This is a genomic window from Vibrio sp. Y51_MX_L26 (assembly GCF_024181935.1).
Lineage (GTDB): Bacteria > Pseudomonadota > Gammaproteobacteria > Enterobacterales > Vibrionaceae > Vibrio > Vibrio diabolicus.
The window spans coordinates 28,884-52,114 of the sequence record NZ_JAMZAS010000017.1 but is presented as its reverse complement, the minus strand read 5'-3'; the positions used below and the strand labels follow the sequence as shown (position 1 = coordinate 52,114).

Annotated in this window: 18 protein-coding genes and 1 pseudogene; 12 read left to right on the top strand and 7 right to left on the bottom strand. The window is 45.5% G+C overall.

Annotation, left to right across the window (positions count from 1 at the left end; translation table 11 throughout):
• The 4 genes and pseudogenes from tuf to NL645_RS22035 all read left to right on the top strand — a co-directional run.
• Positions 1-398: pseudogene (tuf, locus tag NL645_RS22050) on the top strand (elongation factor Tu); the annotation flags it as partial.
• 331 nt (positions 399-729) lie between these two features.
• A complete protein-coding gene (locus NL645_RS22045; RefSeq protein WP_253652407.1) occupies positions 730-918 on the top strand; it encodes a (2Fe-2S)-binding protein in 189 nt (62 codons plus the stop codon).
• Positions 919-1,019: 101 nt separating this feature from the next.
• Positions 1,020-1,496 carry a bacterioferritin gene (gene bfr / locus NL645_RS22040; RefSeq protein WP_005395745.1) on the top strand — a complete coding sequence of 159 codons (477 nt, stop codon included), beginning with the start codon at positions 1,020-1,022 and terminating at the stop codon, positions 1,494-1,496.
• Between the two features lie 203 nt (positions 1,497-1,699).
• A complete protein-coding gene (locus NL645_RS22035) occupies positions 1,700-2,977 on the top strand; it encodes a malic enzyme-like NAD(P)-binding protein (protein ID WP_006742766.1) in 1,278 nt (425 codons plus the stop codon).
• Between the two features lie 114 nt (positions 2,978-3,091).
• On the opposite strand, the gene metJ is transcribed toward NL645_RS22035, so the two are convergent.
• Complete coding sequence (gene metJ / locus NL645_RS22030) at positions 3,092-3,412, bottom strand: met regulon transcriptional regulator MetJ (protein WP_005381353.1); 321 nt, start codon at positions 3,410-3,412, stop codon at positions 3,092-3,094.
• A 225-nt stretch (positions 3,413-3,637) separates the two neighbouring features.
• On the opposite strand from metJ, the gene NL645_RS22025 reads away from it, so the two are divergent.
• From NL645_RS22025 to metF, 3 genes are all read left to right on the top strand, one after another.
• Positions 3,638-4,801 (top strand): O-succinylhomoserine (thiol)-lyase, encoded by a 1,164-nt coding sequence (locus NL645_RS22025; protein ID WP_114324092.1) that lies wholly within the window; start codon positions 3,638-3,640, stop codon positions 4,799-4,801.
• 12 nt (positions 4,802-4,813) lie between these two features.
• The gene (locus NL645_RS22020) at positions 4,814-7,222 is read left to right on the top strand and encodes a bifunctional aspartate kinase/homoserine dehydrogenase II (protein WP_104969869.1); all 2,409 of its coding nucleotides are present in this window, start codon (positions 4,814-4,816) and stop codon (positions 7,220-7,222) included.
• A gap of 261 nt (positions 7,223-7,483) precedes the next feature.
• A complete protein-coding gene (metF, locus tag NL645_RS22015; RefSeq protein WP_005395737.1) occupies positions 7,484-8,386 on the top strand; it encodes a methylenetetrahydrofolate reductase in 903 nt (300 codons plus the stop codon).
• Positions 8,387-8,456: 70 nt separating this feature from the next.
• Here the strand turns inward: metF and NL645_RS22010 are convergent, their stop codons facing one another.
• From NL645_RS22010 to argE, 3 genes are all read right to left on the bottom strand, one after another.
• On the bottom strand, positions 8,457-8,996 hold the full coding sequence (locus NL645_RS22010; RefSeq protein WP_005395734.1) for a PadR family transcriptional regulator: 540 nt from the start codon (positions 8,994-8,996) through the stop codon (positions 8,457-8,459).
• 425 nt (positions 8,997-9,421) lie between these two features.
• On the bottom strand, positions 9,422-12,055 hold the full coding sequence (ppc, locus tag NL645_RS22005) for a phosphoenolpyruvate carboxylase (protein ID WP_253652406.1): 2,634 nt from the start codon (positions 12,053-12,055) through the stop codon (positions 9,422-9,424).
• A 272-nt stretch (positions 12,056-12,327) separates the two neighbouring features.
• Positions 12,328-13,464 carry an acetylornithine deacetylase gene (gene argE / locus NL645_RS22000; protein ID WP_253652405.1) on the bottom strand — a complete coding sequence of 379 codons (1,137 nt, stop codon included), beginning with the start codon at positions 13,462-13,464 and terminating at the stop codon, positions 12,328-12,330.
• Positions 13,465-13,608: 144 nt separating this feature from the next.
• Between argE and argC the strand changes: the two genes are divergently transcribed.
• From argC to argH, 4 genes are all read left to right on the top strand, one after another.
• A complete protein-coding gene (gene argC, locus NL645_RS21995; RefSeq protein WP_253652404.1) occupies positions 13,609-14,613 on the top strand; it encodes an N-acetyl-gamma-glutamyl-phosphate reductase in 1,005 nt (334 codons plus the stop codon).
• Positions 14,614-14,634: 21 nt separating this feature from the next.
• The gene (gene argB, locus NL645_RS21990) at positions 14,635-15,426 is read left to right on the top strand and encodes an acetylglutamate kinase (RefSeq protein ID WP_046874627.1); all 792 of its coding nucleotides are present in this window, start codon (positions 14,635-14,637) and stop codon (positions 15,424-15,426) included.
• An 84-nt stretch (positions 15,427-15,510) separates the two neighbouring features.
• Positions 15,511-16,725: an argininosuccinate synthase gene (locus NL645_RS21985; protein WP_065645889.1), complete on the top strand. Its 1,215-nt coding sequence runs from the start codon at positions 15,511-15,513 to the stop codon at positions 16,723-16,725.
• A 253-nt stretch (positions 16,726-16,978) separates the two neighbouring features.
• Positions 16,979-18,853, top strand: coding sequence for an argininosuccinate lyase (gene argH / locus NL645_RS21980; protein WP_182037316.1), 1,875 nt, complete (start codon positions 16,979-16,981; stop codon positions 18,851-18,853).
• Between the two features lie 206 nt (positions 18,854-19,059).
• Here argH and NL645_RS21975 read toward each other — a convergent pair whose 3' ends face one another.
• The 3 genes from NL645_RS21975 to NL645_RS21965 form a co-directional block, all read right to left on the bottom strand.
• A complete protein-coding gene (locus tag NL645_RS21975) occupies positions 19,060-19,329 on the bottom strand; it encodes a DUF3624 domain-containing protein (RefSeq protein ID WP_012841349.1) in 270 nt (89 codons plus the stop codon).
• A gap of 390 nt (positions 19,330-19,719) precedes the next feature.
• Complete coding sequence (locus NL645_RS21970) at positions 19,720-21,192, bottom strand: dihydrolipoyl dehydrogenase (RefSeq protein WP_164667089.1); 1,473 nt, start codon at positions 21,190-21,192, stop codon at positions 19,720-19,722.
• 193 nt (positions 21,193-21,385) lie between these two features.
• Positions 21,386-22,114 (bottom strand): redoxin family protein, encoded by a 729-nt coding sequence (locus tag NL645_RS21965; RefSeq protein ID WP_005395721.1) that lies wholly within the window; start codon positions 22,112-22,114, stop codon positions 21,386-21,388.
• A gap of 170 nt (positions 22,115-22,284) precedes the next feature.
• Between NL645_RS21965 and oxyR the strand changes: the two genes are divergently transcribed.
• Positions 22,285-23,196, top strand: coding sequence for a DNA-binding transcriptional regulator OxyR (gene oxyR, locus NL645_RS21960; protein ID WP_005395720.1), 912 nt, complete (start codon positions 22,285-22,287; stop codon positions 23,194-23,196).
• Positions 23,197-23,231 lie beyond the last annotated feature (35 nt).

Here is a 23,231-nt window from a genome sequence, read left to right as displayed (position 1 = left end):
GTAAGCTTCTAGACGAAGGCCGTGCAGGTGAGAACGTTGGTGCACTTCTACGTGGTACTAAGCGTGACGAAGTTGAACGTGGTCAAGTACTAGCGAAGCCTGGTTCAATCACTCCACACACTAAGTTCGAATCAGAAGTATACGTACTGTCTAAAGATGAAGGTGGTCGTCACACTCCATTCTTCAAAGGCTACCGTCCACAGTTCTACTTCCGTACAACTGACGTAACTGGTGACATCCAGCTACCAGAAGGCGTAGAAATGGTAATGCCAGGTGACAACGTACAGATGACTGTTGAGCTAATCGCACCAATCGCAATGGACGAAGGTCTACGTTTCGCGATCCGTGAAGGTGGCCGTACAGTAGGTGCTGGTGTTGTTGCTAAGATCTTCGACTAATTCATAACGAATTAAACGAAATCTTGCACTCTTCTTCTTTATGAAGAAAGCGCATCGAGAAAGGGAAGCTTAGGCTTCCCTTTTTTATATCTAAATTATATTTGGTTATAAGTGTTCGTAGGAAATGCGTTAATTTTTTAATTTAAAAACAAAATATTACCGGCTCTATTTTTCAACACCTTTAGTCGTAACACCTAACCCTCTGATCTTTGCCTACTGTCACCAAATCTATATAACAAAATATTCTGAACAGGCCTATCAATGCGACTGGTAACAAGAATTATTCTTGTTTATATTGGTTGCCACAGGTTAATTTAATAGGTTTTTGAGTATGTACGTTTGTCTTTGCCATGGGGTCTCCGACAAGAAAATTAGGAAGTTGGCGATATATGAAGGCGTAACGGATATTAAAGGAATCAAAAAATGCACAGCATTGGGTAGCCAATGTGGTAAGTGCATCAGACAGGCCAAGGATATTTTAGCGGAAACCAGTTACACGGTATTCAAACAAGCTAGCTAATTACTGTGAGCATGCAGTAATTAAGTAATTATTTACCTAGCGTTTTGACACCTTCTCATTTGCTTCTACATTTAAATGAAGCTAAAGAGGAGGTTTTTGTCATGAAAGGCGATCCAATCATCATCCAACATCTCAATAAAGTGCTCGGAAATGAGCTCATCGCTATTAATCAGTATTTTCTTCATGCTCGAATGTATAAGGACTGGGGGTTAAAGCACCTAGCAGATAAGGAATATCACGAATCTATCGATGAGATGAAACATGCCGATCATCTGATTGAGCGTATTTTGTTTCTTGAGGGCTTACCGAATCTACAAGATTTAGGCAAGTTGATGATAGGTGAAGACACTAAAGAAATGCTCGAGTGTGACTTAAAGCTTGAAATGGCCGCCATTCCAGATTTAAAAGATGCGATTGCCTATGCTGAAGACATTCGAGATTATGTGTCTCGCGATCTGTTTCAAGATATTCTTGAAGATGAAGAAGAGCATGTTGACTGGCTAGAGACGCAACTTGGCTTGATTGAAATGTCTGGCATTGAGAACTACCTCCAAGCGCAATACGTAGACGAAGAGTAATAACGTCCAGGATTTTGCGCACTTCAATTGTAAGAAGAAAAGAGCACCTGACTCGAAAATCAGGTGCTTATCCCCGCTATCTGGTCTAATCTCTTTTATTATCGGCTTTTTAAGGATATTGCTCGCAATCTTGCCTATGAAGTTTGATTTCTATCCGATAGAATTTATCCCCCCTTACCTAAAAATAAAAAAGAGAAACGTCCATGTCTGAAGACAATCGCCAAGCAGCCACTCCAGAAGAAGAACATCGCCAAAAAGCATTGGATTACCATGCTTATCCAACTCCAGGGAAGATTGCTGTCGAATTGACAAAGCCTGCGGAAACGGCGGGTGATCTTGCCCTTGCTTACAGCCCAGGTGTTGCAGAACCAGTGCGTGAAATCGCACAAAACCCTGATAACGTGTACAAGTACACAGCGAAAGGCAACATGGTTGCTGTTATTTCTAACGGTACCGCTATTTTAGGTCTAGGTAACCTAGGTCCACTTGCATCTAAGCCAGTAATGGAAGGTAAAGCGTTATTGTTTAAACGTTTTGCAGGTCTTGATTCTATTGATATTGAAGTTAAGCACCGCACGATCGATGAATTTGTTGATACTGTTGCAAGCATTGCAGACACCTTTGGTGGTATCAACCTTGAAGATATTAAAGCACCAGATTGTTTTGAGATTGAAAAGCGTCTAATTGAGCGTTGTGATGTACCAGTATTCCACGATGATCAGCACGGTACTGCGATTGTAACGGCGGCAGGCATGCTGAACGCGATCGAACTTCAAGGTAAGAAGCTTGAAGACTCAACGATCGTTTGTCTTGGCGCTGGCGCTGCAGCCGTTGCGTGTATGGAGCTGCTGATTAAATGTGGTGCAATGCGCGAAAAAATTTACATGCTGGATCGTAAAGGTGTGATCCACACTCGTCGTGATGATCTTAATGAATACAAGCAGCTATTCGCAAACAACACGGACAAACGCACATTAGAAGACGTGATTGAAGGCGCGGATCTGTTCCTAGGTGTATCTGGTCCAAACCTATTGCCAGCGGAAGCGTTGAAGCTGATGGCAGATAAGCCAATCGTATTTGCATGTTCGAATCCAGATCCTGAAATTAAGCCGGAACTTGCCCACGCTGTTCGTGATGATTTGATCATGGGGACTGGCCGTAGTGATTACCCGAACCAAGTAAACAACGTATTGTGTTTCCCATTCATCTTCCGTGGTGCTCTTGATGTGCGCGCAAGTGAAATCAATGATGAAATGAAACTTGCAGCCGTTGAGGCGATTCGTGAGCTAGCAAAAGAGCCTGTACCTGAAACTGTATTGAAGGCCGCAGGCGTCGATAAGCTTGAGTTTGGTGCAGACTACATCATTCCAAAACCAATGGACTCACGTTTACTACCACGTGTTGCAAAAGCTGTGGCTCAGGCGGCAGTTGATTCAGGTGTTGCTCGTATCGAGATGCCTGAAAACTACATGGCAGAGTAATATATCTATTAGATGTGATGTACAAAAAATGGGACGCAATCGCGTCCCATTTTTTATGTCATTCTTTTGTCTCGATATAAGAATTGCTATCTGAAGCCTCAAGCCTCGCTTTTTTTACTCTTCGTCAAACGACTCAAATTCGATGCCCATTTCCGTCATCAGTGCTTTTACTTCTGTTGGAATATCATCTGGACGGTCTTTACGAAGGTCTTCATCTGTTGGAAGTGGCTGACCTGTGTACGCGTGCAAAAATGCTTCGCATAGTAATTCACTATTGGTTGCATGGCGTAAGTTATTGATCTGACGGCGAGTACGCTCATCAGTTAGCACTTTTAAAACTTTTAGCGGGATAGAGACGGTAATTTTTTTTACTTGTTCGCTTTTTTTGCCGTGCTCTGCATATGGGCTAATGTATTCGCCATTCCAGTCAGCCATTGCACACCTTCATTTATGTAATCAGTTAAAAATAATTTAGGTGCTGATTTTAGCTGCATTTACCGCCATAAGCAAAGACATATAGACGTCTAGAAGTGTTGACGTCTCATTTTTTGACGAGTAAAGTGAACAGAACAGCAAAGGAAGTGTGTTGATCACTTTATTTTACTCATTAGATATAGCGCATTCCTATTTAGAAGTCATTACCCGTGAAAGGATACACCCATGAGCTCTCGCAAACCTGCGACCATTGCAGTACGCACTGGTATTGAATCAGACAGCCAATATCACGCTGTCGTTCCACCTATTTATCTTTCCACTAACTACGGTTTTCCTGCTTTTGGTGAGGTACCTAAGTATGATTACACGCGATCTGGAAATCCAAACCGCGGACTGTTGGAAAGTGCGTTATCTGAACTCGAGTCTGGAAAAGGAGCGGTTGTCACGAACTGCGGTACGTCGGCATTAAATTTATGGGTGTCCGCTTTTCTTGGCCCTGATGATCTCATTATTGCTCCTCACGATTGTTATGGCGGCACCTATCGTCTTTTTAATACCCGAGCCAACAAAGGCGATTTTAAGGTTCAGTTTGTCGATCAATCAGACGAGCAAGCTTTGGATGCAGCATTAGCACAAAAACCAAAACTCATTTTGCTAGAAACTCCGTCAAACCCTCTGGTTCGCGTAGTGGATATTGCAGCTACCTGTGAAAAAGCGAAACAAGTCGGCGCGTTAGTTGCGGTGGACAATACCTTTTTGACACCCGTGTACCAAAAACCTTTAGAGCTAGGTGCGGATTTTGTTATCCACTCCACAACGAAGTACATCAACGGTCATTCAGACGTGATTGGTGGCGTGATCATCACCAAAACAGAAGCGCATGCAGAAGAGCTTGCATGGTGGGGCAATTGCATTGGTGCGACTGGCACACCTTTCGATAGTTATATGACGTTGCGAGGCATTCGTACACTTGGTGCTCGCATGCGAGTGCATGAAGAGAGTTCACAGCAGGTACTGGCTTATCTCCAGAAGCAAGCGTTAGTTAAAACCATTTATCATCCAAGCCTGCCGGAGCACCCGGGTCATGACATTGCTAAAAAGCAGCAAACGGGCTTTGGCTCTATGCTGAGCTTTGAGTTTGCCGGTTCGTTTGAGCAGTTAAAAGTGTTCGTTAAAGAGCTCCAACTGTTTTCATTGGCTGAGTCATTAGGTGGAGTAGAAAGCTTGATTTGTCATCCGGCATCCATGACGCATCGCGCTATGGGAGAGGAAGCACTGGCAGAAGCGGGGGTGTCACATCAACTATTGCGTTTGTCTGTCGGCTTGGAAGATGCACAAGATCTCATCACGGACTTAGAGCAAGCATTCGCTAAAGCTGCCCAACAATAGGAGACGAGAATAATGACTGTACAACGTCAGCTGCATAAGTTTGGTGGCAGTAGCTTAGCAAACCCAGAATGCTATTTACGCGTTGTGGATATTCTTAAGGAGTATTCGACGGAAAATGATCTTGTGGTCGTTTCGGCGGCAGGAAAAACCACTAACCGCTTGATTGAGTTCCTGGAAGGGTTAGACAAAGATGGCCGAATCGCGCATGAAGCACTTCAAAGCCTAAGGCAGTTCCAAACGGAGCTAATAGAAAATTTGTTGGAAAATGAAGTACAAGAAGAGCTATTAGCGTTACTGCATGATGAGTTCAGTACCTTATCTGAGCTGACTGCACCACTCACTGGCGCGCAAAAAGCCGCGGTACTAGGACACGGAGAAGTTTGGTCTGCTCGCCTATTGGCCGCGTTATTATCTCAACGTTCTATCCCCGCTGTCGCACAAGATGCACGAGCGTTTTTACGTGCGGAAGCCGGGACTCAACCTGAAGTTGATCGCGCTCGTTCATATCCTTTGATAAAAGAAGTTCTCGCGCAACACAATCATAAACGTGTGGTAATTACTGGCTTTATGGCTCAGAACGAGGCGGGCGAAACCATTTTACTTGGTCGTAATGGCTCTGATTATTCTGCAACTGTCATTGGAGCTCTGGCTGAAGTGAGCACGGTCACCATTTGGAGTGACGTTGCCGGTGTCTATAGTGCCGATCCGCGTTTGGTGGCAGACGCGTGTCTGTTACCATTACTTCGATTGGATGAAGCCAGCGAACTCGCCCGTTTAGCCGCCCCAGTCCTACACAGTCGTACACTTCAGCCTGTGGCGCAAAGTACTATGGATCTCAACCTCAAGTGTAGCTATCTGCCGGAATCGGGCTCTACTCGTATTGAGCGTGTCTTGGCGTCTGGCCGTGGCGCTAAAATTATTACCTCGCTGGATGATGTTTTATTGGTGCAGCTGTCTTTCATGCATGGGCACGACTTCGAAAAAACACAGAATGATGTATTACAAGCGTTGCAGCGAGCGCAATTGGAGCCATTGGCATTTGAGGCACAGCCCGATCAACACACGTTGCGCTTGGCGTATACCGCAGAAATTGCTGGTGGCGCACTGAAACACTTACAAGAGCTTGCGGTTGAAGCGGAGATTAAGCTCAAGGAAGGCTACTCGCTCTTAGCGGCGGTAGGCGCTGGCGTTACGAAAAACGCCAACCATTGTTTTGGTTTTTATCAGAAGTTAAAACACTCTCCGGTTGAATTTATTTCTGAAACTGAGTCGGGGCTGAGTTTAGTCGCCGTTTTGCGTCGTACTGATACCGAAGTGTTGGTTCAAACGATTCATAGCCAGTTGTTCCAAGCGCAAAAGCGCGTGGCGGTGGCTTTATGTGGCAAGGGCAACATTGGTTCTAGTTGGTTAAATTTATTTGCAACTCAAAAAGGTGAGCTCGAAAAACGTCATGGCATGAGCTTTGACCTTGTCGCGGTCGTGGATAGTCAAACCTACTGGTTCGATGAGCAAGGTATTGATGCAGCAAGTGTTGCTGAACGATTTGATGATGAAAGCCTAGCAAACGATGGATCTTGGTTGACTCACTTAGGAGCGCTAAAAAATTACGATGAAGCCGTAGTGCTTGATGTGACAGCGAGTAAAGACTTAGCTCAGCGCTATGTAGAAATTGCGCAGCAGGGCATTCATTTGATTTCCGCTAACAAAGTGGCGGGTTCGGCAGATAGCCAGTATTACCATCAGGTTCAAGATGCATTCGCTAAAATTGGTCGTTATTGGCTGTACAACGCGACGGTTGGTGCGGGGTTACCAATAAACCATACCGTGCGAGATCTACGTGAAAGTGGGGATGAGATCGTTGCTCTATCGGGTATTTTCTCTGGGACGTTATCATGGTTATTCCAACAATTTGACGGCTCAGTACCATTTAATGATTTAGTCGACCTCGCTTGGCAGCAAGGTTTAACAGAACCTGATCCTCGTTCTGATTTAGATGGTTCAGATGTGATGCGTAAGCTGGTTATCTTAGCTCGAGAGTCTGGTCTCGATATTGAGCCGGGCAGCGTTAAGGTTGAATCTCTAGTACCAGAAGAATTAAGAGAACTTAGTATCGATGACTTCTTCGATAACGGAGGGCTGTTGAGTGAAATACTGCAAGAGCGCCTGACAAAAGCACAGAGAAACGATCAAGTGCTTCGCTACGTTGCGCGTTTAGAAAAAAATGGTAAAGCGACGGTGGGAGTAGAAGCGTTATCTCGTGAACATGCGCTCGCCAACCTTCTGCCGTGCGACAACATTTTTGCCATTGAAAGTAAGTGGTACAAAGATAACCCACTCGTTATTCGAGGGCCTGGCGCAGGAAGAGAAGTGACAGCCGGCGCGATTCAATCTGACCTCAACCGATTAGCCGGTTTATTCTAAAGTTGCGAGATACCTAAAACCCTGGAACCCGACCAGGGTTTTTTATTTTTCCTTCAGTGCCATACTGAAGTATCGGCTTGTGATAAGTGGTGAAATAACGTTCAAGTAATAACTTGAACTATCCTCATTATTAACTTGAGAAAAATTCATAATTACAAGGTTGACATTAAATCGTATTCAATACATTCTGTAGACATATAGACGTCTAAACGTCGATTTGAGGAATTTATTTTCGTGGCGGAGTGCCACAGGGAGAGTAAGATGGGATACACGCACGCAGGCCATATTGACGCCTTGAACCAGAATATTGCTGAGTTGTCAGACAACATCAATGTATCATTTGAGTTTTTTCCACCAAGCAGCGCGAAGATGGAAGAGACACTCTGGAATTCAGTGCACCGTCTTAAAACGCTCCAACCTAAATTTGTTTCTGTGACTTACGGCGCGAACTCTGGCGAGCGTGACAGAACGCACTCCATCATTAAAGAAATCAAAGCAACAACCGGATTGGTTGCTGCTCCTCACCTCACTTGTATTGATGCGACTCGCGAAGAGTTGATTAATATTGCCGATGATTACTGGAATAATGGCATTGAAAATATCGTTGCTCTGCGTGGTGATATTCCTCCTGGTGGCGGTGCGCCTGACATGTATGCCTCGGATTTAGTTGAGTTGCTGAAATCACGTCACGATTTTGATATCTCAGTTGCCGCATTTCCTGAGGTTCACCCTGAAGCTAAAAGTGCGCAGTCTGACTTATTGAACCTAAAACGTAAGGTTGATGCTGGCGCAAACCGTGCAATTACTCAGTTCTTTTTTGATGTTGAGTCTTATCTGCGATTCCGTGACCGCTGTGTAGCGGCAGGAATTGACGTGGAAATTGTGCCAGGAATTTTGCCTGTATCGAACTTTAAGCAAGCCTCTCGCTTTGCTGCGCAGAACAATGTGAAAGTACCAGGTTGGATGAGTAAACAGTTCGAAGGCTTGGATGATGATCCGGTGACTCGTCAGCTTGTGGGAGCAAGCCAAGCTATTGATATGGTGCGCGTACTTAGTCGTGAAGGCGTTAAGGATTTCCACTTCTACACCCTAAACCGTGCAGAGATGACTTACGCTTTATGTCATACGCTAGGCGTTCGTCCTCGCGCTGTAGTAGGTGCATAAATCGGGTTTCAAAAAGACAAAAGGCTTGCCAAGTGGCAAGCCTTTTTCGTTGTATCAAAGTAAAAGGAAATTAACCAATCACTTCAAGTTCTGTTAGGACTTCTTCAGCCCACGTGATCCACGTTTCACGTAACAGTAGGTTACGACGAAGCGTTAAACGCTCTAGGCGAGCTTGTTTGTCTAAAGTTGACGGCGTTGCGTAGTAAGCCGCTTCAATTTCTTTGTAGTGAGAAACCAGTTTGCGAGACTCTTCAACCAGTTCGGCGAGTTGATCACGGAAAGGTGTTGATGGTTGAACGGCACATGCCATCAATTTCGCTGAAAATTCATCACGAACAGTCGGGTGTGCAGTTGGTTGATCAAACCATTCTCCTAAAGCGCTGCGACCAGCATCTGTGATGGAGTAGACCTTACGGTCTGGTTTGCCTTCTTGGGGTTCTAAAACGCAAGTAACCAGCTCTTTCTCGGCCATTTTATTGAGTTCACGGTACACTTGTTGGTGGCTTGCTTTCCAGAAGTAACCGATGCTAGCAGAGAATTCTTTAGTGATATCGTAACCGGTTGCGTCGCGAGTGCTAAGAACAGTTAAGATTACGTGTGGTAATGACATGTCTTCAATCCAAATGGTCAATAAACTTGTAAACAAGCTACTTATACTTTCAGCTGTGCTCTTTCTGGCACTTGAGTTTTTTAATGTATAAGTAGCACCAACAATGTTGGTCCTGTCACCTTAAAGCCGTTTATCACCTAGAGAGATGGGGAGTCCCATCATGGCTGGAGCAGGTATGATTGGATTTATGAGCTCTCAGCAGGCAAGTAGTATATAAATAATAAGCATGAAGTGGAATAGTAGGACAAAATTACCCTAAAAAACTAACATAATAATCAATAGTGTTAACTTGTGGTTTTTTATTCTTTTTGTGTGGTAATTTTTGGGTTTTTTATAGTTTATTAAACTGCCTTTTGGTTGCGCAATTATCCAGCGCCAAAAAAAAGCTGAGCACTTGCTCAGCTTTTTTATTACAAATGAAGCGATTAGCCTGTGTTGCGCATGCCAGCTGCAATACCAGCAATTGTCACCATTAGCGCTTCTTCTAGGTTTGCAGATGCTTCTTCGGTTTGGCGTGTACGGTATAGCAACTCGGCTTGTAGCATGTTCAATGGCTCAACGTAGATGTTGCGCAAGCGAATCGATTCGAGTCCCCAAGGGTCATGCTGCATCAAGTTTTCGTTGTTCTCTACATTCAGTACTGCTTTGATATCTTCTTGAAGCTGAGCGCGAAGCTTTTCACCGAGTGGACGGAGTGATTCATCCACCAATCGCTCATCGTAATAGCGAGAAATATCGATATTACACTTCGAGTACACCATTTCTAACATGCCAAGGCGAGTCGAGAAGAACGGCCATTCACGACACATCTCTTCGAGCAGCGCTTGGTGACCTTTATCGATCGAGTATTGAATCGCTTCACCCGCACCTAGCCATGCAGGAAGTACCAAACGGTTTTGGCTCCATGAGAAGATCCACGGGATTGCACGTAAGCTTTCTACTCCGCCCTTCGGATTACGTTTTGCAGGACGAGAGCCAAGTGGCAACTTACCGAGCTCGAGCTCTGGTGTCGCTTGACGGAAGTAAGGCACAAAGTCAGGCTCGCCGCGAACTACGTTGCGATAAGACTCGCAGCTAACTTCTGATAGCACTTCCATTAAGTCGCGCCATTCTTGTTTTGGCTCTGGTGGTGGCAATAGGTTGGCTTCTAGAATCGCGCTCGCGTAAAGGTTAAAACTGTTTACGGCGACATCTGGAAGGCCCAGTTTAAAGCGGATCATCTCGCCCTGTTCTGTTACGCGCAAACCACCTTTCAAGCTTTTTGGTGGTTGAGACAGAAGTGCAGCGTGTGCTGGCGCGCCACCGCGGCCTACTGTACCGCCACGACCGTGGAATAGAGTCAGTTCAACACCTTCTTCTTCCGCCACTTTTACTAATGATTCCATCGCATGGTACTGAGCCCAGCCTGCAGACATGACACCCGCATCTTTCGCTGAGTCAGAGTAACCAATCATGACCATTTGGTGGTTTTGGATAAAGCCACGGTATAGGTCGATACCCATCAGCTGTTTGATGACCGATTCTGCATTGTTCAAGTCGTCTAGCGTCTCGAATAACGGGCAAACATCCATACGATATGGGCAGCCTGCTTCTTGCAGAAGTAGGTGGACTGCTAACACATCTGATGCAGTGCGTGCCATAGAAATAACGTAGGCACCGAATGCTTCACGCGGTTGTGCTGCAATAATCTTACAGGTGTCCAAAACCTCTTTGGCAGGTTCTGATGGTTCCCAATCACGAGGCAGAAGAGGACGTTTAGATGCGAGTTCGTTGGTTAGGAAAGCAATCTTATCTTGCTCGCTCCATTGTTCGTAATCACCAATGCCTAAGTAGCGGGTTAATTCAGACAATACGTCTGAATGACGAGTGCTCTCTTGGCGGATATCAAGGCGAACAAGATGAATACCAAATGCTTTTACGCGGCGCAATGTATCCAGTAGAGAGCCATTTGCGATCACACCCATGCCACATTCATTTAGCGACTGGTAACAGGCATACAGAGGTTCCCAAAGTTGCTCGACTTTTTGCAACGGAGCTTTAACGGCCAGTTTTTGACCATGGATTTTAGCATCGAGAATATCTTTGGTTTCGTTCAATAGGGTGCGAAGTTGTTTCAGGATCGCACGATATGGTTCGTGCTGATCTTCGCCAGCAAGCTCACGAACTTGGTCGTTTGAAACCGTCATAGACAGTTCACTGATCAACTCGTTGATGTCATTGAGATAAAGATCTGCGGCTTTCCAACGAGACAGAAGCAATACTTCACGCGTCACGCTATGAGTGACGAACGGGTTACCGTCGCGGTCACCCCCCATCCAAGAAGAGAAGTGCACAGGGCGAGCATCAATTGGTAAACCTTCACCCAAGTAAGATTTCAAGCGATCGTGCATTTCACGTAAGAAGTCTGGCACTGCTTCCCACAGTGAGTTTTCTACTACGGCAAAACCCCATTTCGCTTCATCCAATGGAGTAGGGCGTTGTTGACGAATCACGTCAGAATGCCAGCTTTGTGCGATAAGTTGCTCTAAGCGACGCTCGGTTTTCTTGCGCTCTTTAGAAGAAAGATCACTCAGTTCCAACTTTGATAAGCACTCATTGATCTTGACCAATTTGTTGATCATGGTGCGACGCGTGATTTCCGTTGGGTGAGCCGTCAATACCAATTCAATATTCAGATCACGAACCGCTTGCGCAGTGTCCAGTTTGCTCACATCGTTTTGTACCAGTTTAGAAAACAGCGAGTTAATCGCGTCTGGTTCACAAATGTGCTCTTCACAATGGCGTGAAATCGTGTGGTATTGCTCAGCAATATTGGTGAGATTTAGAAATTGGTTAAACGCACGGGTAACGGGCGTTAGTTGCTCATCGGGTAGGTGTTTGATTTCTTCTATCAAGCTTTCCCTGTCTGCTTGATTACCTGCTTGAGCCGATTTGGATAATTTACGAATGGTTTCCACTTTCTCGAAGATTTCTTCGCCATGGGCATCGCGAATGGTGTTACCCAATAAGTGGCCTAACATGCGCACATTACTTTTGAGTGCGGCGTATTTCTCGTTCATTGTCGTCCTGCCTCGTAAAAAAACTACATCCATTGTCCTTGTTAAGACTCCAATCTAGCGAAAAGCACCAGTTATAGTCAAATAAAGCAGACTAAGTTTGCAATTATTCCGCTGTCTCCTGATTTAGAGCAAATTTACGGCAGCTGTAGAATAAGAAGTGAAAATTAATTACAAAATAACAAGTTAAAGAAGTGTTAAGGCTAGCGCTAAATTGTGAAGATAAAAAGATGCAGCTCAATCGAGCTGCACTGACTTTTGAGTTTATTCGCGTATTAACAGCAATACTTGACCATTGCCTTTGAAAGCACATCAATTGTGGGATCGATAAAATCAAATGAGAGAAACTCATCCGGTTGGTGCGCTTGGTCAATTGAACCCGGGCCAAGAACTAAGGTTGGACAGAGCTGTTGTAAGAAGGGCGCCTCAGTACAGTAGTTCACGGTTTCTGAACTGGTTTGGCAGATCTCTTCAACACCACCGATAAATGGGTGGTCATGTTGGCATTCGTAACCCGGAATTGGTTCATGTAACGGAATTATCTCCAAGCGTCCAGGCCACTTTGTTTCGACTTCTTTTAATGCTCCGCGCAGCATATTTTCTAGGCCATCCAGGCTGATCCCTGGTAGCGGGCGAACATCATAGTGCAGCTCACAGCAACCACAAATACGGTTAGCGCTGTCACCGCCGTGAATGTGTCCAAGGTTTAGGGTAGGGCTTGGAATGGCAAAACCCGGGTGGTGGTATTCTTTCACCAATTTATCGCGCAGTTGCATCATGGCAAACATCACTTCATGCATGATCTCAATCGCGTTAACGCCTAAGGCAGGATCGGATGAATGGCCTGACTTACCCGTGACCCGAATTGCATTCGCCACATGACCTTTGTGGCCGCGAATAGGAACGAGGCTGGTAGGCTCACCAATAATGCAGTAATCCGGCTTAAAAGGGGCGTTTACGGTGAAATGTCGTGCACCCAACATGGTGGTTTCTTCGTCACAAGTGGCTAACACGTATAGCGGCTTGGTTTGTTTGCTCCAGTCGACTTTTTTGACGGCTTCGTAAATAAAAGCAAAAAAGCCTTTCATGTCTGCCGTGCCTAAACCGTAAAAGCGATTGTCTTTTTCAGTCAGCTTATGTGGATCAAAATTCCATCGTCCTTGATCGAATGGCACGGTATCACTATGGCCCGCAAGTAAAAGGCCGCCTTCACCCTCACCCATACGTGCAATCATATTGTGCTTGCCTGGCTCGACCTCGATCACTTCAACGCTAAAACCCAGATCTTTAAACCAAGATGCGAGTTTTTCGATGACTTTTGCATTGCCCTGATCCCAGCTCGGATCCGTGGAGCTGATAGAAGAGGTGCTGATGAGTCCTTCATAGACCTCTAGAAAAGTTGGTAATTGCATGGATTCTTCAAATCTCCTGTTGACAGACAGACCACAAAAATGTAAAACACATATTGAATCATATTTAATGAATAAAAAATCAAAATAAAGCAAAAATTAAATATGAATAGTCATTTGAGCCTTTAAGTATATGGATGTCACACAATGCTAAAAACCACGATTATTGGAGCCAGCGGTTACACCGGCGCAGAGTTAGCGTTAATGGTTAATAAACACCCACAACTCACGCTATCAGGTTTATACGTTTCCGCCAACAGTGTTGATGCAGGAAAGAATATTGCGCAGCTGCACGGTAAGTTAGCAGGCATCATTGATATTCCGGTCTCGCCACTAACGGATCCACTGCAAATCGCTCAAGAATCGGATGTGGTGTTTTTAGCAACGGCTCATGAGGTGAGCCACGATCTAGCCCCAACTTTCTTGGAGGCAGGCTGTCAGGTATTCGATTTATCGGGGGCATTCCGCGTCCAAAGTGAAGGTTTTTACAACACCTTTTATGGCTTCGAGCATCAACATAATAACTGGCTAGATAAAGCTGCATACGGCTTAGCAGAGTGGAACCAGGAATCAATTAAAACTGCTCCCTTAGTTGCTGTAGCTGGTTGCTACCCGACTGCTTCGCAGTTAGCCATCAAACCTCTACTCGAAAATGCATTAGTGGATACCAATCAATGGCCTGTCATTAACGCGACCAGCGGTGTGTCCGGAGCTGGGCGTAAAGCTTCTATGGTGAACAGTTTCTGTGAAGTGAGCTTGCAACCTTATGGTGTATTTACTCATCGTCACCAACCAGAAATTGCTCAGCACTTAGGTTGCGATGTGATTTTTACTCCGCACCTAGGCAACTTTAAACGCGGCATTCTTGCCACGATCACCATGAAGCTAGCATCAGGCGTTACAGAGCAACAAGTCGCTCAAGCATTTGAACAAGCTTATCTAGGAAAGCCTGCCGTGCGTTTAAAAGGCGATGGCATTCCACGTATTCAGGATGTCGAAAATACCCTTTTCTGCGATATCGGCTGGAAGGTACAAGGCGAACACATCATTGTGATTTCAGCTATCGACAACCTACTTAAAGGTGCATCAAGTCAAGCGATGCAATGTCTCAATATTCATTATGGTTACCCAGAACTGACAGCGTTGCTGTAGTCGTTGAAAGAGGGAAATGCGATGACGCAAACCAATCAAGCTCCTTTAGTCATTAAGCTAGGCGGTGCTGCTCTATCTTGCACTCAAACCTTAAGCCAACTGTTTGGTGCCATTGCGGCTTACCAAAAATCGGCACAGCGACAAATCGCCATCGTTCATGGCGGTGGCTACCTAGTTGATGAGTTGATGGCAAAGCTTCAGCTTGAAACCGTAAAGAAAAACGGTTTACGCGTAACGCCTTACGATCAAATTCCGGTGATTGCAGGCGCGCTTGCAGGCACAGCGAATAAGCTACTTCAAGGTCAAGCCATCGCAGATGGACTCAATGCAGTAGGTCTTAGCCTCGCCGATGGTGGTTTGTGTCTTGTTGAAGAACTTGACCCAGAGTTGGGCGCGGTAGGTAAAGCATCACCGGGTGATTCAACGCTATTACAAGCTGTATTAAACACAGGTGCACTGCCGATCATCAGTTCAATTGGCTTAACCACAGATGGCCAGATGATGAATGTGAATGCTGACCAAGCCGCAGTCGCGGTGGCAGGTGCTCTAGATGCCGAATTGGTCCTGTTGTCAGATGTGAGTGGCGTACTCGATGGCAAAGGGCATTTGATCAAAACGCTATCTGAGCAAGAAGCCGATGCATTGATCAAAGGGCAGGTGATCACAGACGGCATGATCGTCAAAGTTAAAGCTGCTTTGGAGGCGGCCAATGATCTTGGTCGTCCTATCGAAGTCGCCACCTGGCGTTACCCAGAAAAATTAGTACAGCTATTCGCTGGTGAAAGTATTGGAACGCAATTTTTGCCTCAATAAGCATCAGCAAAAGAATTCAATATTAGGAAGTAGTAGTTGGCACTGACCGCCGAGCGCAGCGCCAGTTAAGTTTGGAGAAGAAAGATGAGCAAAGTGAACGTAAATAAAGTGGTAGTCGCATACTCAGGCGGTCTAGATACCTCAGTAATTATCCCGTGGCTAAAAGAGAACTACGATTGTGAAGTCGTTGCTTTCGTTGCCGATGTTGGTCAAGGCGCAGAAGAGCTAGAAGGTATTGAAGAGAAAGCAAAAGCTTCAGGTGCTTCTGAGTGTTACATCGCTGATCTGAAAGAAGAGATGGTGGCGGATTACATTTACCCAACGCTAAAAACCGGCGCGTACTACGAAGGTAAGTACCTGCTGGGTACATCAATGGCGCGTCCAATTATTGCTAAAGCACAGGTTGAAGTCGCACGTAAAGTGGGCGCGGACGCATTGTGTCACGGCTGTACAGGTAAAGGTAATGACCAAGTTCGTTTCGAAGGTGCATTCGCAGCACTAGCACCAGATCTACAAGTGATTGCCCCTTGGCGTGAATGGGACCTAGTGAGCCGTGAAGAATGTTTAGATTACCTAGCTGAGCGTAACATTCCTTGTTCAGCGTCTCTTACTAAGATCTACTCACGTGATGCAAATGCATGGCATATTTCCACTGAAGGTGGCGTCCTAGAAGATACGTGGAATGCACCAAACGAAGATTGCTGGGTATGGACTGTAGACCCAGAGCAAGCACCAAACGAAGCGGAATACGTCACGCTGAAAGTAGAAAAAGGTGAGGTGGTCGAAGTTGATGGCGAAGCGATGACACCATACAACGCGTTGGTTTATCTAAACGAAAAAGGTGCGAAGCACGGTGTTGGTCGTATCGATATCGTTGAAAACCGTCTAGTAGGAATGAAATCTCGTGGCTGCTACGAAACACCGGGAGGCACCATCATGATGGAAGCGCTGCGTGCCGTTGAACAGCTCGTGCTAGACAAATCATCATTCGAATTCCGTGAAGAGCTGGGGCTAAAAGCGTCTCACCTTGTGTACGATGGTCGTTGGTTTACGCCGCTATGTAAGTCGATCCTTGCCGCTTCAGAAGAGCTAGCGCAAGACGTGAATGGTGAAGTGGTTGTTAAGCTTTACAAAGGCCAAGCCACGGTAACGCAAAAACGTTCTGACAACAGCTTGTACTCAGAAGAGTTCGCAACTTTTGGTGAAGATGAGGTTTACGACCAAAGCCATGCGGGTGGTTTCATCCGTCTTTACTCGCTATCAAGCCGTATCCGTGCGTTGAACAGCCAGAAGAAATAATCTCTCCACATCTCGGATTGAGTAAAGACCTGCTATTGGATAGCAGGTCTTTTTTGTTGGCTTACGTCTATGAGCACAAAGATGCAAATACATTCCTTTTGAATATATATGTAAAAATATTGAATTTATACTTTATTTTTTGTCGAAATTGCCGTAACGTTGACCCATAAGAAAAAGTGAGCAAATGACCATCAAATTGGTTACTACTCATTCGAGAACGTTAGAGTAAGCAATAGTCATCAGGAGAAACGCAATGGCATTATGGGGCGGAAGATTTACCCAAGCGGCAGACACTAGATTTAAAGAGTTTAACGATTCGTTGCGTTTTGACTACCGATTGGCTGAGCAAGACATCGTAGGTTCAATCGCATGGTCTAAAGCTCTGCTTTCTGTAGATGTTCTATCTGCAGAAGAACAGCAAAAGCTGGAACTTGCTTTAAACGAGCTGAAGTTAGAAGTGATGGAAGATCCTCACCAAATTCTTCGCTCAGATGCAGAAGATATCCACTCGTGGGTTGAACAGCAGCTGATTAGTAAAGTGGGAGATTTAGGTAAAAAACTCCACACTGGGCGTTCTCGTAATGACCAAGTAGCGACAGACCTAAAACTTTGGTGTCGTCAGCAAGGCCAGCAACTGTTGATTGCTTTAGATCGTCTGCAAGCACAAATGGTTCATGTTGCTAAGCAGCACCAAGGTACTGTATTGCCTGGCTATACTCATCTTCAGCGCGCTCAACCTGTCACCTTTGCTCACTGGTGTTTGGCTTATGTTGAAATGTTCGAGCGTGACTACTCTCGTCTGAATGATGCCTTACAGCGTCTCGACACTTGTCCACTTGGCTCGGGGGCTTTAGCTGGCACGGCTTATCCGATTGATCGTGAACAGTTAGCACATAACCTTGGTTTCCACCGCGCTACGCGTAATTCACTCGATTCGGTTTCGGATCGTGATCATGTAATGGAACTGATGTCGGTGGCCTCGATTTCTATGTTGCACCTTTCTCGTCTTGCAGAAGATATGATCTTCTACAACTCAGGGGAGTCTAACTTTATTGAGTTAGCGGATACGGTGACATCTGGTTCGTCATTGATGCCACAGAAGAAAAACCCGGATGCACTTGAGTTGATCCGTGGTAAGACAGGGCGTGTCTATGGCGCATTATCGAGCATGATGATGACAGTGAAAGCCTTACCATTGGCGTACAACAAAGACATGCAAGAAGATAAAGAAGGGTTGTTTGATGCGTTAGACACATGGAATGATTGCATGGAAATGGCAGCGCTGTGTTTTGATGGCATTAAAGTGAATGGTGAGCGTACGCTTGAAGCAGCGAAGCAAGGGTATGCGAACGCGACTGAGTTAGCTGATTACTTAGTGGCGAAAGGCATCCCATTCCGTGAGGCGCACCATATTGTGGGCGTAGCGGTGGTAGGGGCAATTGACAAAGGCTGTGCGCTGGAAGAATTGTCTCTGCAAGAGCTAAAAGCCTTCTCTGAGGTGATTGAAGATGATGTGTATGACATTCTGACGATAGAGTCTTGTTTGGAAAAACGTTGTGCGCTGGGTGGCGTTTCGCCTCACCAAGTCGCTTATGCGGTAGAGCAAGCGGATAAACGTCTGAGCCAGCGTGACAGCTCGGCAGTGAAAGTGCGTCCTGCACGTTTGACGGACATTGAAACACTAGAGGGCATGGTGGCTTATTGGGCGAACCTCGGTGAGAATCTACCCCGCTCTCGAAATGAGCTCGTGAGAGATATTGGCTCCTTCGCGGTGGCTGAGCATCATGGTGAAGTGACAGGTTGCGCTTCTCTATATGTGTATGACTCAGGGTTGGCTGAAATACGCTCTCTTGGTATCGAAGCAGGCTGGCAAGGTCAAGGACAGGGCAGTGCAATCGTAAATCACTTGGTTGAGAAAGCACGTCAAATGGCGATAAAGAAGGTCTTTGTCCTCACTCGAACGCCAGAGTTCTTTATGAAGCAGAGCTTCTTACCAACATCGAAGTCGCTGTTGCCAGAAAAAGTCTTGAAAGATTGCGATCAGTGTCCACGTCAGCACGCGTGTGATGAAGTGGCGCTAGAGATCAATTTAATGGAGCAAGTGATCCAAAAATCGTATGTGGCATGAGCTGAAATTTCGGAGTGATTTTATTAGCATTCAATGACATAGTTATTTTCTGATTCACTTACATCAGTATTTGCTAAAAAAAACGAAAAAATTTGGAACCTTTGAGAGGAAGCTCGGTCTATTAAAGTACCACTGCTTTTTCTTAGAAGAATCTAAGAGAGCCCCAGAACTGATATTGGTTTTGGGGCTTTTTTCTATCTGCCACTTTACTCTTTTTTATCCGTCTCTTTTCGTCCTCGCCGACGTTGCCACGGCAAGATGACAAAACGCATCCATAAGTGCAAAAATAATAAAATATTGAAAGCGAAACCAGCAAAGATCAAAGCGATCGACTCGATGCTTTGTGGATCATCTTTGAACGCAAACCACCACACAATCCAGCACAGTACCGAAAGCACCGTTAACTGATCCAAGCATCGTTGGCAACGCCCAAGCTTTTTCCAAAACCAATGTTCCTCGCAACGGCGACAAGTCATAGTGTTTTCCAAGGCATCAGTGTTGCTTCAGATTATATACCCAACACAAAGAGAGAAAGCGTTTTTTGTCGCAGCTTAGAGCGCAGGAACACAACCAAAAATGGAAAGTTAGCTTTGTAGAGCTTATGTGGCACGTGATTGATGTATGGTGCGCTGTCAGTCTTTAATAGGAAAAATAATCATGTCGACAGAATTGAAATTTGCGCTGAGTATCGCTGGTGGCTTTTTTACGATCGGTGTAGTCGCGATCATCATGGTAAGTCGTTACGCAATGATGGCAGTGTAGTACTTATGTAATCGCCTCAAAGTAGTCAACAGAAAGCCTCGTTAATCACGAGGCTTTCTGTTTTGTTTGGTATGTAAAGACTGGCTCGATTGAGCATGAAAGCGTTAGCAACCAGGCCCACAGTCAAGGCAATGTTTCACCATTTCTGGCCCTAAGTGTAGTTTTGCATTCAAATCACGTAGAGCGGTGCGGACACCCTCTTCGATCACTGGATGATAGAAGGGCATATCTAGCATCTCAGAAACCGTCATTCTATTTTGGTGTGCCCAAGCCAAAAGATGCGCGAGGTGTTCTGCGTTCGGCCCCATCATCTCTGCACCTAAAAAGCGTCCAGTACCTTGCTCGCCATAGACATGTAACATCCCTTTGTTTCGTAGCATGACACGCGAACGTCCTTGATTCTCAAACGAGACTTCACCAGTAACAAAACAACCACAGCTTCCTAAGCGAGTTTCCAGTTGTTTGAAAGTTTCACCGACCATAGCTATTTGCGGATCGGAGAATACAGCTGAAATTGGCGAACGACGCAGACCTGCACGAATATCCGGGAAACGACCAGCATTGTCACCAGCAATGCGGCCTTGGTCAGCGGCTTCGTGCAGCAATGGAACTTGGTTACTTGCATCACCCGCAATAAAAATACTCTCTACGGAGGTTTGCAATGTGTAGTGATCTGCGGTTGGTACACCGCGTTCATCTAATGCCACATTGGTGTTCTCGATCGCTAGCTTATCTACGTTTGGACGTCGTCCAGTGGCTGCTAAAACGTAATCAACAATAAAGGTTTCTAATTCACCGTCGTGGTTAATGAATTTGATTTCAACTTTATCTGCGCCTGCTGCATTCGATGATGGTATGCGCTTCATGCTTTCTACTTTTACATCGGCATCAAGATAGAACTCTTCTTTAAAAGTTTTATCTGCATAAGCCATCACTTCTGGATCTGTCAGTGGACCAACTTGACCACCAAGACCAAAGAGCTTCACTTTCACCCCTAGGCGGTGCAATGCTTGACCGAGTTCAAGACCGATCACTCCAGGGCCAAATACCGCAACGGACTCAGGCAAATCATCCCAATCAAAGACATCATCATTCATTACGAGACGGTCACCCAACTCATTCCAAGCTGCTGGATAAGCAGGACGAGAGCCCGTCGCGATCACAATCCGTTTTGCGGTGACCTGAGTATGATCATCTATGATGAGAGTGTGGTCATCGGCAAACTTCGCGTAGCCCGATAGTTTGTCTTCAGCGGGAATATCATCGACACTTTCAAGCACAAAGCCAACAAAACGATCGCGTTCGCGCTTTACACGATCCATAACTTCTTGTCCGTTAATGCGTATTTCACCTTGCGGATGGATCCCAAATCCAGGCGCTTTTTCGATTTGGTGGACACTTTCTGCGGCCGCAATCAACAGCTTAGAGGGCATGCAACCGACGCGAGCACAGGTTGTTCCGTAAGGGCCGCCTTCAATCATTACTACGCTATTAGTATGAGCTTTTGCTGCTCGATAAGCGCCAAGACCAGCAGTACCACCACCAATAATCGCTACGTCGACATTAACTTGTTTCATCGTGAACTCTCGTTTTTTTGTTTTTAAGCCAAGCTAGCTACATTGAGCTTGGAGAGTGAATTGGGTCGTTGAATCTGTATAAGGAGTCACCTTATCGGTAGACGACTACTTATCTAGACTAGTAGAAGAAGTGAGTTAGGGTTGGCCTCCGAGCCAAAGGCACCGGAGACCGAGGGTGTAGGCTATGGACAGCTTAGCCTAGATACGCTTCTAGCTCTTCGCTACCGCCGATGTGTTTGCCACCGATAAAGACTTGTGGAACAGTCGTGCGACCAGATATAGCTCGTAGACTAACTGTCGTTGCGTCTTTACCCAGAATCACTTCTTCATATTGAAGACCGTGGTCAATCAGGTTTTGTTTCGCTTTCATACAGAAAGGGCAGCCTGGCTTAGTGAATACCGTGATGGACTCTTGCGTTTTGTAGTCTGGCGCAATGTAGTTCAGCATGGTGTCTGCGTCTGACACTTTGAATGGGTCGCCAGGTTCGTTTGGCTCAATGAACATTTTTTCTACTACGCCATCTTTTACTAGCATGCTGTAACGCCATGAACGTTTGCCAAAGCCGATGTCGTTTTTATCCACTAACATGCCCATGCCATCGGTGAACTCACCATTACCATCCGGGATGAAGGTGATGTTTTCTGCTTCTTGGTCTTGTTTCCATGCATTCATCACGAACGTATCATTGACTGAGACACAAATAATCTCATCCACTCCGTGCTCTTTAAATACAGGGAACAATTCGTTGTAACGAGGTAGATGGCTTGATGAACAGGTTGGAGTAAATGCACCCGGTAAGCTAAATACGATAACGGTCTTACCTTTAAATAGCTCATCAGTCGTTACATTCATCCAAGAGTCACCTTGACGAACTGGAAAAGTAACTTGAGGGACTTGTTGACCTTCTTTAGATACAAACATAATGATTTCCTTTAACTATTTTAAATTATGCGTATAGAGCTTAGCGTTTTTCTTTGCTCTGTTTCGTTCTGTTGAGCCCATTATTGTAAAAATCCTTTGATAGCTCTAATCGTTTGGTGTTATGGTTTTGATAGGTATTAGCTATTGTTAAAAGAAGCGAATTGTGAGTTATGAATATTCGAGATTTTGAGTACTTAGTTGCACTTGCGGAACATAAGCACTTTCGCAAAGCGGCAGAAGCATGTTTTGTTAGCCAACCAACATTGAGTGGACAAATTCGTAAGCTAGAGGATGAACTCGGTACCACGCTTTTAGAGCGAAGCAGCCGTCGCGTTTTGTTTACCGATTCAGGGTTGCAGTTGGTGGAGCAAGCTAAGCGTATCTTAAGTGAAGTGAAAACTTTTAAAGATATGGCGAGTGGTCAGAGCGGAGCAATGACTGGGCCGATGCATATCGGTTTCATCCCGACGGTAGGTCCGTATCTACTACCCAAAATTCTGCCGCAGATAAAAGAAGCATTTCCTGAACTGGAGCTGTTCCTGCACGAAGCTCAAACACATCAGTTGGTGCGTCAATTAGAAGAAGGTAAATTGGACTGCTTGGTCTTGGCTTCGGTTGATGAAACGGCACCTTTTAAAGAAATCGAAGTGTATAACGAGCCGTTAAGCGTAGCGGTGCCATGTGATCATGAGTGGGCCTCTCTCGACCATGTTGATATGTTGGAGTTGAATGGTAAAACCGTTTTAGCGCTAGGAGACGGTCACTGTCTGCGTGATCAAGCGTTAGGTTTCTGTTTTGCTGCCGGAGCGAAAGACGATGAACGCTTTAAGGCAACCAGTTTGGAGACACTGCGGAATATGGTCGCTGCTGGTGCTGGGATTACGTTATTGCCTCAGCTTTCTATCCCCAATGAGAAGCAAAAAGATGGCGTGTGCTATGTACCAGCCGTTAACCCTACGCCTTCGCGCAATATAGTCCTTGTATATCGCCCGGGCTCACCACTGCGTGCAAGGTTTGAAGCTTTGGCGGCGAAGATTAAAGAAGTATTGGCTTCTTATCCTTCATTGAACGCCGCGGCGTAAAAGCCGACATAAAAAAGGGAGAGCGAATGCTCTCC